The 19,412-nt window shown below is 47.7% G+C and carries 6 protein-coding genes; 1 reads left to right on the top strand and 5 read right to left on the bottom strand.

The window, feature by feature from the left end; genetic code table 11:
• Nucleotides 1-112 precede the first annotated feature (112 nt).
• The 4 genes from BJR36_RS07235 to glmS form a co-directional block, all read right to left on the bottom strand.
• Nucleotides 113-5,914, bottom strand: a complete 5,802-nt coding sequence (locus BJR36_RS07235; protein WP_091232205.1) for an endo-alpha-N-acetylgalactosaminidase family protein — start codon at nt 5,912-5,914, stop codon at nt 113-115.
• Between the two features lie 184 nt (nt 5,915-6,098).
• Nucleotides 6,099-11,600, bottom strand: a complete 5,502-nt coding sequence (locus BJR36_RS07230; RefSeq protein ID WP_169823617.1) for a glycosyl hydrolase family 95 catalytic domain-containing protein — start codon at nt 11,598-11,600, stop codon at nt 6,099-6,101.
• Nucleotides 11,601-11,941: 341 nt separating this feature from the next.
• Entirely contained in the window at nt 11,942-12,463 is a 522-nt protein-coding gene (locus BJR36_RS20235) for a hypothetical protein (RefSeq protein WP_091232198.1), read from the bottom strand.
• A 259-nt stretch (nt 12,464-12,722) separates the two neighbouring features.
• Nucleotides 12,723-14,564 (bottom strand): glutamine--fructose-6-phosphate transaminase (isomerizing), encoded by a 1,842-nt coding sequence (gene glmS / locus BJR36_RS07220; RefSeq protein ID WP_091232194.1) that lies wholly within the window; start codon nt 14,562-14,564, stop codon nt 12,723-12,725.
• 438 nt (nt 14,565-15,002) lie between these two features.
• Here glmS and BJR36_RS07215 point away from each other — a divergent pair, with 438 nt between their 5' ends.
• Nucleotides 15,003-15,500 (top strand): HD domain-containing protein, encoded by a 498-nt coding sequence (locus BJR36_RS07215; RefSeq protein ID WP_091232191.1) that lies wholly within the window; start codon nt 15,003-15,005, stop codon nt 15,498-15,500.
• A 166-nt stretch (nt 15,501-15,666) separates the two neighbouring features.
• On the opposite strand, the gene BJR36_RS07210 is transcribed toward BJR36_RS07215, so the two are convergent.
• Nucleotides 15,667-19,401 (bottom strand): Ig-like domain-containing protein, encoded by a 3,735-nt coding sequence (locus BJR36_RS07210; RefSeq protein ID WP_091232188.1) that lies wholly within the window; start codon nt 19,399-19,401, stop codon nt 15,667-15,669.
• Between the last annotated feature and the right edge of the window lie 11 nt (nt 19,402-19,412).

Here is a 19,412-nt window from a genome sequence, read left to right as displayed (position 1 = left end):
CTTCCTCTAAAAACCGCAGTTCAAGCAATAGGAAAAGAGTTTCCACTTCGCCCGAATGCCGTCACTACAGCAAACATCCGACGAAGCGGAAACCCTGGCCTGTTACCTGTCTTTATTTTACCCCAAATCCACTCATGATCTGATCGAATTCAGATGACATTGCAAATCCGAGCAACACATCTTCCCTTGTTACTCCATTTGAAAGCCTTTCCATGTGGTACTCAAGTCCACTCTGATCAAATTCCCTTCCCATGAAGGTTCTGTATAATACTTTTACATAATCATCATCTTCCAGGTTCTTGTCCCGGAATTCGGACGAGCATATGAAGTTCTGGGCCGCCTGGATTGCCGTTACCCTGCCTGCAAGAATTTCTGCCGCATAATAGTTCAGTCCGTTTTCTTCTGCTTCCCTGCCTAATGCTTCACGATATAAACGGTTGACATACATGGTGAGGTTTACATTCATGTCTCTGGCATCTGTAATGTCTGCCGTTCCTCTTTCGATTCCGTATGTACTGCAGATGTCTGTGTATTCCGGGGATTCTACAAATCCTCTGAATACAAAATATCTCGATACGCCGTTGTCCAGATAGTTTGTCCAGTATGCCTTGCCTTCCGCATCGGATGTACGTCCCATGAATGTTTCATATAATACTTCAACGTAATCCGCATTGCTTAATGCACGGTCTGTGAATTCAGGGCTGAATACGAATCCGCGGCCTACGTCTGCACCTGTCTTGTCTTTTGCAGTAAGAGATGTGGTGTAGTAGCTGATTTCCTCTTCTGCTGCCGTCCTGCCGAGCACTTTTTCGTAAAGCCTTACTACGAATGCTTTAACAGGATCCGTTACAAGAGCTGCCTGTGCCTGAACCAATGCTGTCTGCGCGCTCTGGATTTCTTCATCCGTTGCTGATGTGTCTTCCAGTACAGCCAGTGCATTGTCGCGTGCTGCTGCGAAAGCTGCCCATCCTGTCTCTTCGTAGCTGTCGTCCGAAAGCGCTTCATACTGGTTGTAGGCAGCCTGCAGATCTTTTTTGCTTGTGACCGAAATCCTGAGGTTGTCTAATATGAAGTCCTGTTGTCCCAGATTGCCGCTTCCGTCAACTGTAGTTCCGTAGATGCCGAACCATGTCTGGCCTGAGCTGCTTCCTGTGATCTGCGTCGTGTAGGTGGTTGTGTTCAATGCCTGCGCATAGGTATCGCCTACTGCCGGTTCTCCCGTTCCATCGCCAGTTACGAATGCATATCCGCCTTCAAGTCCTGTCTGATAGTCGAAGCTTACTGTGTAGGTTACCCCTGGTTCGAATCTGAAGTTCTGTGGGATCGTCTTGTAGATGACGCCTTCATAGGAACTGTCATGATTCTTTAAGGACCAGTTTCCTTCAAGCACATCATCTGTTACTCTGCCGCCCCATCCCTTCTGGGTATAAGGTGCATGTTTCTCTGATAAATGTGTCCTGTGGTCTGTCACACCCTGTGCCGGTCCGAATACAAACGGGTAGCATCCCTGTGCAACTGTTTCAAAGTCCTGAACGAAGGTTGTTTCGTCAGCCTTGTTTGTTAAAGTCTTTTCAATGATTCTGATGTCATCGAAATATGCTTTTCCTGTTCCTGCATCGCGTGACAGCGTAAGGGTTGCTGTCTCACCTGCTGCCGTAAAGCTTACAAGCATGATCTGGAACATGCTCTGACTCTTGAGGTTCCTGTTATGTGCATCACATTTTACAAAGTTCTGTGCAATGGATGCCATTGTGTAGTTTGATATGATTTCAGTTCCATTTGTAACTGCGATTCTTGCTGCTGCATCGCTTCTGTTGTCCACGTAAACCTGTGCCACATAACCCTTGCCTGGCGTCAGGCCTGTGATGGTCTGTGAAAGTGATACGTTGGTTGCAGAAGTGCCGATTACGAGCGCTTCGTCGCCAAATAATTCCTGAACGGATGCCGCACCGTCAGCATCTGTTGCTGTCCATGCGAAGAGTCCGTTGCTGTTGAATCCAGGGTCTGTTACATGTGATCCTGTTCCGAATTCAACTGTTACTTCTGCTGCTGTTCCCTGATATACGACATAAGGAGTTTTTGCTGTGGCATTGAACGTGATTGCTCCATTTGTTACCGGGAGTGTCTGTTCATTGATTTTTCCTTCGTCTGCCAACTGATAAATCTTTACGTTTTCTAACGCATTCCATCCAGCCGGCAGTTCCCATGTGGTTTCTCCGCCATCATAGTTGAAATGGTAAAGCTTTTCTCCGCCCGGTGCTGCATCGTCAGCCCATGGAAGAAGGTATGCGTCGTCTTCAAGAACCTTGACTCCGTTTAAGGTAATGGTTCTTTCAATGATGCTGTCGTTTCTTACAGTACCGACATTCCTTGTTACAACGACTTTGTCGCCCTCATCGTTCTTTAATGCGATTTCTTTTTCCTTATTTGCTGTCCTGCATGCTGCATCATCAGCTGCATAGTCTGTCCAGTTGGTCACTTCATAATGCTGCAGGAATTTTGCAGGTACGTTGTCAGTAAATGTCTCAACGATGTAGTTATCGAAGTTGTTTGTTGTCCAGCCTTCAAAGCCTGTAAGCTCCGCTCCGCCCAACAATGGGTTGTCGGCTGTTCCGCTGTATGGCGGATGGTTGAGCACGAAAGAATCTTTCTGGTGATTCCTGATGAAACGGATCACTTCACTGTTGATTCCCTTGGATGCAGCGCCGCCATAGCTTGCTTCCGTTGCCCAGTGCTGCCATGTAGAGTTGTATTCACCTGCTGTTCCGAATTCCGTGGAAAATCTCCATCCGAGGTTGTTGATCTGTTCTGCAATTCTTCTTGTTTCCCATGAATCCCCATACCATACATCGAGGTAGATGAAATCCATTTCAGGAACCTGGTCTTTTAATGACTGAAGTCTTGCTGCCCTTGCCCCTGATGACAGGTCATAATTCCTGTTGATCGTGTAGGAAGGATCCAGCCAGTCCCATCCGTCTGCTCTTCCATTGATCAATTCTTCACTGAACATGTCTGCTTCAGGATATGTTTCCTGTGCATTGATATGAACGCCGATCTGGGCATCATATTCATGAGCGATGTCGATCAGGGTGTTCATGTCTGTTGCTCCACCGATACGTTCACCGATGTCGCCGTAGTCTGAATGTCCGGAGTCATGTCCTTCGTTCGCATACCCCTTGAGCATAACTGCCTGTCCCAGTCCGTCAGTTGCAAGATATACCTTTTTGATATTATCTGCTGATTTGAGGAATGGATTTGTCGCCTGGCTTGAGAAGTTCATGACGATTCGGTAGTTTACAAGTTCAGGGATATCCTCTGAACCCAAAGGATTATTCATAATGTCACGGTATTCGATCGCGCCGTCCTGCCAGTCTGCAGCACCGTCGTCATTTACATCCGGCGTGATGCATACTTTTGTGCAAGGAAGCTCTTCCTGCGGTGCGCCCATCATATCTACCTGGTAATACCATAAGGAACTTGCCAGCGAGATAGTATCTGCCGTATTGTTTCTCGTCACCCTCTTGTCGCCTGGTGCTTCTGAATTGCTCCAGATGCCTGCGCTTAAGCCGTCCGCTGAAACGAATGCGTATGCATAGCCTGCTGTTTCATTTGCAGTGAATCCGCTGTCGAATGTGATTGCCGAGTCACCACATACAGTCGTGTTTCCAGATATGGTAGTGCCCTTGAAAGCAGCTCCTGCCTGTGTGCTCTTAACTGATACAAGATTCAGTTCAGGGATTTCAATGGTGTTGATCTTCTGTACATCCTGAATATTGTTCTGTACCTTTGTGATTTCATAAGTAAGATCATTGTCTGCAACACTGATCTTCACATCGATTACTGCATCGATGTCATTGTCCGTATCCTTCGCAGTCAGCGTGTAGGTTGCTGAATCTCCTGCTTCCGATACTCCGTTGAATGTTACCTGCGGATAGAGGAGAAGGCCGTTGATCTTGACTCCATAGATGCTTTCTGTCTGTCCGTAGAAGTTCTTGTCCGTTGTTCCGTGGTAGGTGTATCCTTTTACTCTCGGGAACACCTGATCAATGGCTGCCGTGAGTTTTTCCGAAGTGATTGTCGTGATATTTTCAGGTGTCGTCGGTTCTGCTGCCGGTACGATTTCCCTGATTGAAAGGTTGTCTATTACAAAAGAGTTGGCTGACCTTAATTTGTAAAGTCCGAAATATCCTTCACCGGTCGGAGCTGCCGAAGGAAGTGATGCTGAAATCACTTTGGTTTCGTCGACCCAGAGCGTAATTGCCGTATCAAGCAGTTTTACCTTGATGTGGCGTGTCGTTCCTGCGGTAAGGGCCGGACCCTCGAACATGCTGCTCCATGAGTTTCCGTTTTCGCTCCATACCTCGTAGAACCACTGGTTTGGAGAATCGCCGCATCCGATGAAGATCAGGCTGTTGTTTCCTGTCGCACGGAGTGCAGTTCCGAATCTTGTTCCGTCTGATTCAGGAGTAACGTCGAATTCGATTACGCCGTTTTTGAACATCCCGCTATTGGAATCCACCATGATCGTCTTGTTGGCTGAATCAGCTCCGACAGCAGCCTTCATTGCGTATCCGCCGTCTTCATCCGCTACGGTTGTAAAAGTCGCGTTAGATGGCACGTTTCCGATATTCCTGAATGTGCCTGCTGAATCTGCAGTATCGAAATTGTTTACATATTCTGTCGTTTCAGCTTCATAGATTTTTGTGTAGCTGATGGCATTCACGCTGATGCCTGTATTTGCATTCAGGGCCTGGAAGCCGATCTGTCCTGCAGCCATTCCTGCAACTGCATCTCCAAGCTCTTTTGTTCCCTTGCTTACACCGTCCAGATATAAGGTAAGGTTTCCGCCTTCAAGGGCAACCTTGACTGCGGTTTCCGTTCCCTCTGCAGGTGTTGCAGCATCGGTAAAGTAACCATAGTTTCCTGTACCATTTACCTTATATTCGTAATACCAGCCTGCCGTGGTATCATAACCTGCGAAAACCCAGTTATCCGCATCCACATATCTCAAGGCGATTCCCGCCTTTGAAGCAGACGCTGCTGTATCGGCTCTTAATACAGCTTCTACAGATCCGTTCTGCATTTCGCACGGATAGAGTGCTGCCGCTGCTCCGGTGTTCCTGAGCCAGGTGGCATCAGGCACTGCAGGTGCTGTTGTAAAGGTCTCACCGCTTGCAGTTGATGCCAGGGCCCATGTATCAGCTCCGTTTTCAACTACAGTTTCAGTTGTACCGTCAACGGTCTTTTTGATTACCGTATTCGCAAACTGGATTTCTGTAACTGCTCCGCCGTAGGTTGCTGCCCTTAAGCCGACTGAAGGGTTCGAAAATGCGGAAAGCGCTGCAATTTCATTCGTTCCCTTTAAGACGCCGTTTAAATAGAATTTCAATGTGGTTCCGGCAAATTCTGCCTTCACATCGACGGTCTCTCCGGCTGCCGGCGCTGGTGCGGACTGGTAGCTTCCATAGCTTCCGTCAGTGCCGTTCTGGTACTGCCAGTACCAGCCGCTGCCGTTATATCCCGCATATACATAATGTGTTGCATCCACATATTTAACAAATAGACCAAATCTGGTATTTGCAGGTGTCGATACCGGCTTGATCGTCATTTCCACTGTTCCGTCTGACATGCCTGCCGTTGCGGCATTGGTGTTCAGAAGCACTGCAGGGTTGTCTGCATTGTTGTTGTTTGCTCCCGCTTTCACGTCATGCCATACTACGCCGCCTTCTTCCACGGCTTCAAATGTACCTGTCTTCACCCATGCCGGATCCGAAACTGAAAGGTCAAACGTTTCAGTCCTTGTCACAGGCGCTGCATTTACGGTCAGCGACGGTACCAGTTCCAGTACCTGGGTCATCATCATGACCCCCGCTAAAAATCCCGCTATTACAGAAGATTTCTTTTTTCTTTTCATAATAACTGTTCCTCCTCATTTTTTTGATATGCATTTTTTGCACATCTGATCTATTTTTATAGCAACTATCCAGAACCCCTGTCCCGCGAGGACATCGTCCTGAATCGTTACTTTTGATAAATCACGGCCAGGAAAGCCACAGCATTCCTGGCCATGATCTATTTCCCTTATTTTTCGCCTGTTTCTACAATCCGAATCCGGCCATGATTTTTTCAAATTCTGGTGCTTCTGCAAATCCAGGAAGAATCTCTTCTCTGCCTGTCCCTTTGTCCATTCTGTTCAGGTGGTAATCCAGACCGCCCTGGTCGAATTCCCTGCCCATGAAGGTACGATACAGCACTTTTATGTATTCGCTGTCCGAAAGCTTCCTGTCCCTGAACTCGGATGAAAAAATGAAGTTCTGGGCCGCCTGAAGCGGAGCCATTCTGCCGGAACCGATTTCTCCCGCATAGAAGTTGAGCCCTTCAGTTTCCGCCGCTCTGCCAAGGGCTTTGTCATACAGGCGGAACACATACATTGTAAGGTTCGGATTCTGATCCATCGGAGCCTCCAGCGCCACACTTCCCCTGCTTATTCCGTATGACTCGCAGATTTCTGTGTATTCCGCTGATTCAACGAATCCCCTGAATACATAAAGCCTTGAGACTCCGTTATCCAGGAAATTTGTCCAATATGCTTTTCCTTCTTCGTCAGAAGCACGTCCCATGAACGTCTCATACAGCATCTCGACATACTCCCCGTTGCTCAGACTTCTTCCTGTGAATTCAGGGCTGAATACGAATCCGCGTCCTACATCCGCTCCTGTCTTTTCCTTTGCGTTCAGGGATGTCGTATAGTAGCTGATTTCCTCCGCTGCTGCCGTTCTTCCCAGTACTTTTTCATAAAGCCTTATTACGAAAGCTTCTACCGGATCCGTCACGGTCTGTACCGTTGTGAAGCCTAACACTGACGGTGAGGATGCATTTCCTCTGCTGTCCGCCGCTACGACCTGGATAAACTGGATCATCTCAGGCTCCAGGCCGGTAAGGGTGACTGATGTGCCCTTTACAGCCTGCCTTGCACCGTTTACATAGAGGAAATATCCTGCAGTATCTGCCGATGCGCTGGCATTCCATGAAATGACGGCTGATGTGGTTGTAACCTTTGATGCCTTCAGTCCAGCCGGTTTTTCCGGTGCTGTCGTATCCGGCGCCGGGATCGTCTTTGCTGCAATATGTGCCGCTGCTGATTCCCCTGCTTCGCTGACTGCGGACACACTGATGTCATAGGCTGTGTCTGCTTTCAGATTCCCAACCCTAAGGCAGGTATCTTCTGTTTCCGCAAGGAGTTCTCCGTTTCTGTAAATCTTATATTTTGCCGCACCCACGCTTCCTGTCCATGCAAGCGTAAAGCTTTCCTGCTCCGTGCCTGTTGTCTTCAGATCCAGAGGCGCTGCAGGTGCTTGAGCGGCAGATGGGTCTGGCACAAGCGCCGTTTTTGCCGCTTCGAATGCAGTCAACGCTGCCGCTACTTCGTCTGCCGTTGTATCAGCATCATTGATCACAGACACCGCCTCTTCAAAAACAGAGCTGTATGCCGCCCATGAGGATGCTGTGAATTTATCCTGTTTCAGCTCGTCAGATGCTGTGCTTACCAAAGTGAAAAGTTCCGCCTTGTCTGTTTCTGCAATCACCGTGTCAAAAATCTTTATGAAGTCGATTGATATCTTCGTGCTTGTTCCGCCAGTGTTCATAGGAACCGCCTTGATTACGATGGTGTGTGACTTATTTTCCAGGTTCCTGTAGGAAGCCAGAAGGGCCTGTTTTGTATCCGTTGCCGAATATACGGTTACAGGTGTCTGCGCCACCCCGTCAAGGGTGATCTCCATCTTTGTGAAATTCGGATTCTTCTGCCCGTACAGTTCGATTCCCGTTCCCGTAAAACTATAGGTACAGGTCGAGTTCAATGTCGTAGTTTCCAGCTTCGAGCCGTCTGACTGCCCGCTTTCCGACCATATGTACCAGGTACCTGTCAGGCCAAACAAAGGATTGATTGTTGTTCCGACAGGTGAATCTTCGATTACTTCCGATGTTTCAGTATTTGTGGCTGCTGTGGCATCAGCTGAAATCACCTTGAAATAGTCGATTGCAACTTTTGTGCTGGTTCCGCCTGCCGTATCGGCTACTGCCTTTATGCTTATTGTATGCTCCTCGTTCTCCATGTTCCTGTAGGAAGCCAGAAGCTGCTGGAACACATCTGATGAATTCTTTACGCTTACGGTTTCCTGTACTTCACCGTCAAGGGTGATTTCCATCTTCGTGAAGTCCGCATTCTTCTCACCATAGATTTCGATTCCCGTTCCCGTAAACGTATAGCTGCATACTGCATTCAGCGTCATCGTTTCAAGCTTTTTACCGTTCAGATGTCCGGCTTCCTGCCAGATATACCATCCTGATGATGTTGTAATTGCAGGATTGATCGCTGTTCCACTTAATGAATTCGGAATGATTGTGGATATTTCAGCTTCGCTAAAACGAATCGGAACGACAACCGTACCTGCTACTCCGGAGCCGTCACGAGCTGTTGCCTTAACAGTTACCGAACCATTTTCAGTTCCAACTGCGGTCAGCAGTCCATTTGCATCGATCGTTGCCTTTGATGTGTTGTCCACCGACCATGTGACACTTTTATCAAATGCATTCGCCGGTGTTATTTCAGCTTTCATCTGTAGTGATCCGCCCATTGCTGAAATTTTATTGATGCCCGACTTGCTGCTTACCGTGATTGCGCTTGCCTTGGCACGCGTGTCGCCTACTGCGGCAGCCGCAGTCATGGCTGTTTCCTCAGCATCCGCTACTGCTGAAAGCTTGTACTCGATTCCCCCCAGAACCTCGTTGGCGTCAGCATCCGTGAATGTTGTTCCTGTAATTCCCGATTTGATTTCTACGAACTCTCCCGTACCGATTTTTCTGAATACGTTATAGGTTACAGTGCCTTCTCCTGCCACTGCTTCCCAGCTCAATTCCACTGAATCCGCATCTGTCCTTGACGCAGCCAGTCCTGCCGGCGCAGCCTTGACTTCTGCTGCCACATCCATAGGAACGATGGTGTAGGTTTCGCCTGCCACGCTCTCGAAGGAAACCCTGTCCGGGCTGACTGCTGTGATGTCTTCCACAATTGTTCCGTCGCCTGTCACTATTTTTGCATGGCTGATATCATCGTAATCTACGACACATTCTCCTCCATCATTTGACAGGATGGTGATCTCGTCAGCCTTTTTGTCGCTCCATTCGATCCCGATTTCGAAATCTCCTCTTGCAACAAGCCCGTCAACGCTTCCTGCATCCCATGCATCCGGAAGCGCCGCAAGTATATTGATGTATCCTGCATTGCTCTGAACCAGCATTTCTGATATGCCTGCAGTTGCGCCGAAATTTCCATCAATCTGGAAAGGCGGATGCGCATCCCAAAGGTTCGGATACATTCCTGAATCGAAAAGGGACTGGATCAGCTTGTATGCGTGGTTTCCGTCTCCGGTCCTTGCCCATGAACAGATTCTCTGTCCCATTCCCCAGCCTGTTGAACTGTCGCCTCTTTCCGTAAGGGAAACGATAGCCGCATCCATCCATTCTTTTGTATCCGTTGTGATCATATCGCCTGGGTAGAGTGCCAGAAGCTGTGACATATGCCTGTGGTTTGCACCGGTTCCCATGCTGTATAATGTCGTTTCGTCATACCATTCTTTGATCTGTCCGTCGTCTCCGACTTCGATTGGATCAAGTTTCGCCTGGGTCTGCTTCCATTCTGCAACCAGTGCCGGATCTGTTTCAAGAAGCTCTGCCGCCTTAATGGTGTCTTCATACAGCTGCCAGATCAGCTCCTGCTCATAGGCATTTCCCAGCGTCCTTGGTCCCTGTTCCGGAGAGTATGCAGGTGCTGACACCATTCTTCCTGTTTCCGGGTCTTCGATGAGGATCTGTTCATACAGCTTCACTTCTTCCTTCATCATCGGGTAGATCATTTGCTCCATGTATGCCAGGTCGCCTGTGTATTCATAATGCTCCCAGCAGTTCTGGAGGATCCACGGCACTGCTGCCGGAGACCATCCCCAGCTGAAATCCCATCCCGGACAGGTCCATCCGAAAGGAGTGTTCTGGGTATGTGCCATGAAACCATTTTCTGGATTTTCCTCGTCACTGACAACACCTGCATAGATTGCTGCAGTAACACGTCCCGGTTCCCTCAGGGCATCCACATACTCGACCAGCGGTTCTGCACATTCCGCAAGATTCGTGGAATAGACCGGCCAGTAGTTCATCTGAAGGTTCACGTTCATATGGTAATCGGAATTCCACGGCGTCGCTTCCCCCGCTCCCCTGTCATTCCACATCCCCTGAAGGTTTGAAGGAAGTTCATTGCCTTCCCTGGAGCTGGCAACTGTAAGGTATCTTCCATACTGGAAAAGGATGACTTCCAGGGCACTGCTCTGCGCTTTCGTTGTCTTATCTGCTTTATACTGTTTCAGCAGTTCATCTGTAGTCAGTGTCGGCGTTTCCTGTCCAAGGTCCAGGTCCACTCTTGAAAACAGTTCCTGGTAATCCGCAAGATGGTCTGCCTTGACCTGATCATAGCCTTTTGTTACGGCATTTGTGATGAGGTCTGCTATTTCTGCATTGAGCTCTGCATCTGTCTGTCCCGTCCTGTACGTATCATATAGGTCCGCATAGTCTGTTCCCGCAGAGATGTAGAGCACTACCGAGTCCGCACCGCTCACTGTAAGCTTCGATCCATCGGCAGTAACCGTACCACCTGTCGGAACCGCTTTCAGCTGTCCGTTGTACTTCATCTGGTTGTCTGCAAGTCTGCCTTTCAAAACGATGGTGTCACCGGATGCTACCGGAGTCCCACCTGCTTTTGAAGGAAATCTCACATCGAAATTCAGGCTGCCTGCTTCTGAGGCTGACAGTTTCATTACCATTACATTGTCAGGGTAGCTTGTGAAATATTCCCTTTCATAGGTAACTCCTTCATAATCGAACTGCACCGATGCGATTGCAGTATTGAGATTGAGGTCTCTTGTATAATTGGTGGCTTTTGTGCCATCGAACCCGAAGTCCATGTAGATGTCTCCAAATCCCGTATAGCAGCCGTAGCCGTTTGATGTGCCGACAAGCTGGTTGCATAAGCTGCTTGCCTGTGCATCCTGCCCTGCGATAAACAGTGCCTGAATCTCTTTCACTGTCTGTCCATTATTCCCTTTCGCTTCAATGTTTCCTCCGTTGTAGGCAGGTCTGGATTCACTTGGTCCTCCGGTCCATAATGTCTTCTCATTGAACGTCAGGTGCTCACTGGCAATTTCTCCGTATATATTCGCTCCGATAAAGCCGTTACCGATTGGCAGCGTCAGCTGCTGCCAGATGTTATTTGCAGCCGTTGTAGATGCACCGGCACTTAATATGGTCGTGCCTTTTGATGTGGGTTCATCATACCACAGACGCAGGTCATTTCCTGTTTCAGAGTCCGTTCCGCTGTCAGCCTTAACAGCTGCTGTTTCTTCGGCAGATGAATCAGCACCCGTTTCCCTTACTGTCCCGGCCGCTTTAACAATTGACGCAGCCTGGAAAGCCCCAGCTCCAAACCCTGATGTCGCAATCATCGCCGCCGCTAAAACCAAAGCCGTGACTCTTCTTGTGCAAGACTTTTTCATTTCTTTGTTCCTCCCTTTTGACACCTCTGCCTTGACAGCATCCATGTTCTGTCAATCACATGATCGTATCTGTCTTTATTCTGTCAGATAAATTATAATCCAGGGCCGAATGAAATTCTTTGTACTATTGGTTAGTATTTTTGTACAATCTGTTTTTTATTCCCTTATTTGTAATATATTTTTATGCATTTTCACACTGTGTTCCTGTTTCCAGCGCTCACAATCTGTCATTTTTACACAATTTCAGCCAACAAACTTCTGTCACTGGATATACGCCTTTAAGACAAAAAGCTGCCACAAAACCGATTTCCCTGGTTTTGTGGCAGTCCATTCTCTTTTTCCTATACTTCATTACAATCTGTTTCCGTACTTACTCCCTGATTTCCCTTTTCTTTTCTTCCAGCCTTTTTGCCTTCAGCCTTTCTAGCTGCTGCTGCTTGCTTTTCAGTCTGTTTATCAGCTTTTTTCTTCGCTTTTTCTTCCCTTTTTATAGCTGCGTTTTTCTTCCCCGCTGCATTTGTCTCAGCTTCGCCGGTGACGGCTTCGTTTTTATAAGCCTCTCCCGTTTCCGCCCCAGTCATATCCGGCTTCTCCGCTCCGGCTTTCTCCAGCTCCTGCAGCGCTCTCTTTTTTCTTCCGGCCTTATCCTTCTGATCCCTGCTGTTTCCTGCCGCTACGCAGATGCCGCCTATTCCTGCATACAGTAAAACTACGATAGGACCTATCGGAACTTTGCTTCCTTTCACTGCCGTGTCAAGCACCAGCCCTGCTGCCTCTGCATCCTGCATCGCAGTTCCGAAAACGCCTGTCATGAACACACCTGCAAACATGGCAACTGATGATATTCTTTTTCTCATTTTCATAAACCCGCTCCTTATTTTTGCTAGTATTCTGCTGACCATTTCCGGCGTTCCCCATACCGGAGCTGTCCTTTGTATCTATATTATATCAATCTTCATACAAAGATTCTTTAGACAAAAAATTTGATTATTTATATAATCAGAGCAAATTCACACAAAAATAAGGGCTGAAATTCCTTTTTTGGAATTTCAGCCCTATATCATTCACAACAAGCGGTAGCCTCGTCCCGACTTACAGAATACGGAAGCCTGACACCGTGACCTATTCTACTGTAACGGATTTTGCAAGATTTCGTGGTTTATCAACATCAAGACCTTTGGCAACCGATACGTAGTATGCGAGAAGCTGCAGTGGTATGACTGCAAGAGAGGTCATGAAGCAGCTCATGGTCTTCGGAACGTATACGGTAAAGTCCGCAGTATCTTCCATGGCATAGTTACCATATGTCGTAAGACCCATTACATAAGCGCCGCGGCTCTTCACTTCAACGATATTGCTTACCAGTTTTCCGTAAAGCTGTTCCTGCGTGGCAACACCGACAACCAGGATATCCTTCTCAATAAGAGAAATCGTTCCGTGTTTCAGCTCGCCTGCAGCATAAGCTTCTGAATGTATGTAGGAAATTTCCTTCAGTTTTAAGGATCCTTCAAGACAGGTTGCATAGTCGAGTCCTCTTCCTATGAAGAAGATATCATGGCTTGATGCAAACTTGTTCGCAAACCACTGGATCCGTTCCTTTTCCTCAAGAATTTTCTGGATTTTTTCAGGAAGCTTCTGGATTTCTTTGACCATGTTCTTATAAGCTTCCTTCGTAACCGTTCCCCTGATCTGTCCAAATAAAATGGAAATCAGATAGACTGCCGACAGCTGGGTGCTGTATGCCTTGGTTGTGGCAACTGATATTTCAGGGCCTGCCCAGGTATACATGACATTATCTGCTTCCCTTGCAATGGAGCTTCCCACAACATTGACGATTCCTAAAACCTTAAGTCCTCTTGCCTGCGCTTCCCTTAGTGCAGCAAGGGAATCTGCCGTCTCTCCCGACTGGCTGATTATGATTACAAGGGCATTGTTATCAAGAATCGGATTCCTGTAACGGAACTCGCTTGCAAAATCCACATCCACCGGAATCTTGGCCACTTCTTCAAGGACATATTTTGCGCTGATTCCCACATGATATGCCGAACCGCAGGCCACGATCTGAATACGGCTGATTGCCTTTATTTCCTCATCTGACATATTAAGCTCTTCAATGACAACTTTGCCGTCCTTGATCCTTGGACTGATCGTATCCCTGACAGCCTTCGGCTGCTCGTAGATCTCCTTAAGCATGAAATGCTCGTATCCGCCTTTTTCAGCAGCCTCCGTATCCCATTCTACCTTAGTGAGCTCTTTCTGGATCTCTTCCCTGTCTATGTTGTAGAATTTGATTTCCTTATCGCTCATTTGTACTATTTCCATGTTCTGGATATAGTATACTTCGCGGGTGTATTTCAGGATTGCAGGCACATCCGATGCTATCAGGTTTCCTTCTTTCGAAGTACCTACGATAAGCGGGCTGTCCTTACGGACTGCATAGATTTCACCCGGTCTGTCCTGAAACAGGATTCCAAGTGCATAAGACCCCTGTACGCGGACCATGACTTTGGTAATCGCTTCAATCGGATCTCCTTTATAATAATTATCAAGCAGATGGACAAGGACTTCCGTATCCGTCTGTGATACGAACTCGTAGCCTTTTTTGATAAGCCTGTCCTTCAGTTCCAGATAATTCTCTATAATTCCGTTGTGCACAAGCACAACTCTTTTATCCTTTTCAAAATGAGGATGGGAGTTTATAGCTGACGGCTCACCGTGGGTTGCCCATCTTGTATGCCCGATACCGCAGAATCCCGGAACGGAGCTTCCGTTGTCGGTCATTTCCCTGAGTATCTGCAGGCGTCCTTTTGCCTTCACTACCTCAATCGTATTATTTCCATTCTCATCTAAAGATGATACGGCAACGCCTGCCGAGTCATATCCTCTGTATTCCAATTTCGCCAGTCCGTCCAGCAATATAGGTGCTGCCTGGCTTCCTCCAATATAACCAACTATTCCACACATGATTTTTTCTCCTTGCAAATAATTTTATTTGCCCTCTCCTGTGAACCCTCTAAAACCCAACTTTTATTTATACTATTTTCAGGCCCCCGCCATCTGTCATATTACCCCTGACACTATCCGCATTATAATACCACTTTTCATACTTCATGTCTATATTTGCGTGAGATTTCCGTTCCCTTCCTCCTGGCTGCAGTCAACCCGCCTGTTTATGCAGTTTTACGCACCAAATTAACTTTCATACCTGTATCTTCATTTCTTATTATATGGTATTTCGAGTCCGCCGATGGTATAATTAATTATAAAGGTAACTATTCAGGACTACGTCCTTCATAGTCACATATGAGGCACATAAATTGCAAAACCAGCAATTTGGCGCACGAATGTCTCAGGTTTTTATGCGAAATCAGCATAAAAACACCTTGCGAGGGAGGGGTACATATGAAAAATTTATTATTGCTGACCGAAGAAACGATCTGTTATTTCGCAGATGATCCAAAACGCATCCAGCATTTTATAAAGGTACACAGTTTTGCAAAGTTGATTGGAGAGATGGAGAGCATTGATCCTGCCACGCTGGAGATACTGGAAGCCGCTTCCATACTGCATGATATCGGAATCAAGACCGCCGAGCAGAAATATGGAAGCTGCGATGGAAAGCTTCAGGAACAGGAAGGACCGCCGATTGCCAGAAAGATGCTTGAACCCCTTGAATATGACAGCCGGTTCATTGAAAGGGTCTGCTATCTGGTCGGTCACCACCATACCTACGACTACATCGCGGGCATTGACCACCAGATCCTCATCGAAGCCGACTTCCTTGTCAACATCTATGAAGATGGTTTGTCAAAAGGTGCTGCTTTGACAGCTTATAACAAAGTCTTCAAGACGTCCTACGGAAAATTTCTATGCCGGAAGCTGTACGGTCTGCAGGAATAAAAGCCTGATCAACTTAAAAAAGCGGTGCCGTCCCGATTTCGTTTCCGGGCGGCACCGCTTTTATTTTTGTAACGATGAAGGGCTGCGCCCTTCATCGTTATTTACAGGTAATGTACAGAGCTTGCGGTTATACATGGCTTCTCTTTTTCACTTTATTTTCCCTCACTTAAAGCCCGAAGCTCTTTATGATATTGGAAAATTCCGGCGATCCGGCAAAGCCTAAAAGAATTTCCTCACGGCTTACGCCCGCTTCCATCCTTGCAAGATGATATAACAGACCGTCCTGGTCAAATTCCCTTCCCATGAATGTCCTGTATAATGTCTTTATATAATCCTCATCAGAAAGGTTTCTGTTCCTGAATTCATCCGAGAAGAAGAAGTTCTGGGACGCCTGCACCGGTGTTATCCTCTTTGCAAGAATCTCTTCTGCATAATAGTTCAACCCCTGTGTTTCCGGAATCCTTCCTAATGCCCTGTCATACAGACGGTATACAAACATGGTAAGCTGCGGGTTCTGATCCCTCGCCTCTGTCAATACATAAGATCCTCTTTCAATTCCATAGGTATCGCAGATTCCCGTATATTCAACGGATTCTACAAAGCCTTTGAATACAAATGCTCTCGACACTCCGTTGTCGAGCATGGTTATCCAGTACGCCATTCCATCCGGATCAGATGCGCGGTTCATGAATGTCTCGTACAGCACCTCTACATACGCTGTATTGCTCAGTTCACGATTGGTAAATTCAAGGCTGAACACAAATCCTGCTCCTACCTCAGCTCCCGTCTTCTTCTTTGCTAACAGGTCTGCTGTGTAATAGCTGATTTCTTCATCACCGGCTGTTCTTCCAAGCACCTTGTCATACAGCCTTACAACGAATTTTTCGACCTTGTCTGCAGCAGTTTCTATAACTGCAACGTTGCAGACAACCGTCTTGCCTCCGGCACTTGCCGTAATCTTTACAAAACCTGCTCCGACTGCAGTTACTTTTCCTGTACTGTCTACCGTTGCAATGGTTTCATCGCTCGATGTCCAGGTTACAACCTTTATGGCTGCATTATTCGGAGTGATGGAGGCCGTGAGCTGAAGGGTATTTCCCAGTCCCATAATAGTCTCACTGGTCGAACTAAGGGCAAGGGATTCCACCGGCACTTCCACAGTTATCGCACAGGATGCGGTCTTTCCGCCGTCGACTGTTGTCGCCGTAATTGTGGCCGTTCCATTTCCAACTGCCGTCACTACTCCGGCTGCACTTACGGTTGCTGCTGCCGCATTGCTCGAACTCCATGTTACAGATTTATTTGCTGCCTTTGCAGGTGCCACAGTCGCAATCAGCGTTTCCTGTCCGCCTATTGCTGAAATTGCAGCTTCCGTCTTATTAAGGGTTACGCCTGTTACCACTATCTTTACTGTAACCGTACAGGCTGCCGTCTTTCCTCCGTCATCCGTTACAGCTGTTATAGTTGCTGTTCCATTTCCAACTGCTGTTACCAGACCAGCCTGGTTTACTGTTGCAACTGCTTCATTGCTGGATGTCCAGGTTATATCCTGTATCGTCGCATAAGATGGTGAAATCGTTGCTGTCAGACGTTCTGTTCCTCCTTCTGATGTCAGGGTTGTTGAAGTCTTGTTCAGCGCTACCGATTCAACGCTGACCTGGCCCAGGGAGTTGTACCATTCACTGATGCTCATGACATCAAGTTTCCCCTGCTGCACGTATTGTGATGCATAGTCTACAACTGACTGGAAAATCGAGGTCTTGACTGTATATTCATTAGCAGTAGCACCTACCCCGTGGATCATCAGAATCAAGGTATAATTGTTATCAACGGTGCCATCAATCTCATCCTTGATCAATTTTTCTTCTGTCATAATATTGAAGCTCTTCAGTTTGTAAAGCGACTCAACCGGAAGGCTCTGTGCATCGCCCCAGGTCGTTCTGCAGGTTTTAACGCCGATTTCCTTCAAAATATCAATCAGCTGTTCGGAATATGCCCCAAACGGATAGGCAGCATGGTATGCGCCACGTGTCCATCCCTGGGAAATGAGCCAGTTCTGGTTATCCAGGTATGCAGCTCTCAGTGTAGCAAGGCTCGCTTCATCAGTATCATATCCTCCGCTGTAGTGATTGATTGTATGGTTTCCAAGATCCCATCCGTAATAGGAATAGAGCTGTCCCATTTCAGATGCACTCATGGTTCCTGTACCCCAGTCCTGCTTATCTATATCTCTTCCGACATAAGCCGTTCCTTTCAGGCCTTTCGCATACAGGATAGGTGCCGCAACTGAAAGGGCGGATTTGTCCCCGTCATCGAAGGTGAAAATCAATTTTGCTGCTGGTTTGTTCAGGATAACGCTTATATTGCAGGCTGCATTTTTTGTTCCGTCAGCAGTCGTTGCCGTTATGACTGCCGTTCCAGCTCCTTCCGCCGTTACATTTCCGGAGCTGTCCACAGTGGCTACTGTAGAACTGCTCGTCGTCCAGGTGACTGCCTGGTTTGCCGATTCCACAGGATATACAGCTGCCTTTATGGCTGCCGTTCCACCGACCATAAGTGTCAGGGCAGTCCTGTCCAGACTTACCGATGTCGGCGCACCCGCAATATCCTCGACGGTAATGCTGCAGGTTGCAGTCTTATTTCCATCCTTAGTCGCCACCTTTATGACTGAGGTTCCTGAAGCTACTGCTGTCACCAGTCCCGTGCTGTCCACAGTCGCCACTGAAGCATTGCTGCTTGTCCATGCAACTGTCTTATCCGCTGCATCTAACGGAAGTACAGCAGCAGTCAGAACTGACGTTCTCCCCGGAGTCATCTTCAGAGATTCTTTATCCAGGGTTACCGACTGTACGGCCACTGGTGGTGCATTTACCGTAACGCTGCAGGCTGCCGTTTTTCCGCCCTCCACGCTGGTGGCGGTTATGACTGCGCTGCCAACGCCTGCTGCAGTCACCTTGCCAGATGAATCCACAACTGCAACTGCTGAATTGCTGGTCGACCAGGTGACAGCCTTGTTGGATATGTATTCCGGTACTACCGTCGCTGTCAGGGTCTCTGTATCGCCCGTAGTAAGCGTCAGGGACGTCTTATTCAGGGTTACCCCTACAGGAAGTGAATCATACCATTTGCTGATAGTCGTCACTTCCAGTTTACTCTGCTGGGTGTACTGGTATGCATAGTCTACGATTGACTGGAAGTATGAAGTCAAAACAGTATATTCATTCTCCGTATCGCCGACTCCGTGAAGCATCAGAACGATCGTTGATCTGCTGCTTACAGCATCGTCAATCTCTTTTTTCACGTCCGATTTTTTCGGATCTATATCAACGCACCTGAGCTCATAGGGTTTTATAAGGGGAAGAGTCTGCAGACCGCCATAGGTAATCCTTGCAGTCTTAACCCCGATGCTCTGCAAAACATCCATCAGGGCATTGCTATATGCGCCAAAAGGATAAGACGCATGTTTTGCACCCCTGGTCCATCCCTTTTGAATCAGCCAGTTCTGATTGTCCAGATACTCCTGCTTCAGCGTAGCAAGGCTGGCAGCATCCGTATTATAGCCAATGGTGGTGTGGTTCAGGGTATGGTTTCCAAGATCCCATCCATACTCGGTATATAATCTTCCCAGCTCTTCGTCAGTCATCTTTCCCGATGACCATGGCTGAAGCGGTATATTCTGCCCCACATATGCGGTAGCGCTGAATCCCTTCGCCTGCAGAATCGGTGCCACAACGTTGATGTTTCCTATGTCCCCGTCGTCAAAGGTAAACAGCAGTTTTGCCACGGTCCCGCTTTCCGCACCTACAGTTTCATCCGCTGCATAGGCCAGATTTATCGAAATGCTGAGTAGCAGAAGCACTCCCGTTAAAATCATGCTGATTGTCTTCCTGATCATTTTCATATTCCAGATCT

It is taken from the genome of Anaerobium acetethylicum, from assembly GCF_900096945.1.
Lineage (GTDB): Bacteria > Bacillota > Clostridia > Lachnospirales > Lachnospiraceae > Anaerobium > Anaerobium acetethylicum.
Note: the sequence above shows the minus strand (reverse complement) of the source record. Positions and strands in the feature narration are given on the sequence as shown.

Excerpts from the sequence above, each read along its gene's own strand:
- BJR36_RS20235 (WP_091232198.1), bottom strand. The coding sequence starts at position 12,463 with ATGAAAATGAGAAAAAGAATATCATCAGTTGCCATGTTTGCAGGTGTG.
- BJR36_RS07215 (WP_091232191.1), top strand. The coding sequence starts at position 15,003 with ATGAAAAATTTATTATTGCTGACCGAAGAAACGATCTGTTATTTCGCA.
- BJR36_RS07210 (WP_091232188.1), bottom strand. The coding sequence starts at position 19,401 with ATGAAAATGATCAGGAAGACAATCAGCATGATTTTAACGGGAGTGCTT.
- glmS (WP_091232194.1), bottom strand. The coding sequence starts at position 14,564 with ATGTGTGGAATAGTTGGTTATATTGGAGGAAGCCAGGCAGCACCTATA.
- BJR36_RS07230 (WP_169823617.1), bottom strand. The coding sequence starts at position 11,600 with ATGAAAAAGTCTTGCACAAGAAGAGTCACGGCTTTGGTTTTAGCGGCG.
- BJR36_RS07235 (WP_091232205.1), bottom strand. The coding sequence starts at position 5,914 with ATGAAAAGAAAAAAGAAATCTTCTGTAATAGCGGGATTTTTAGCGGGG.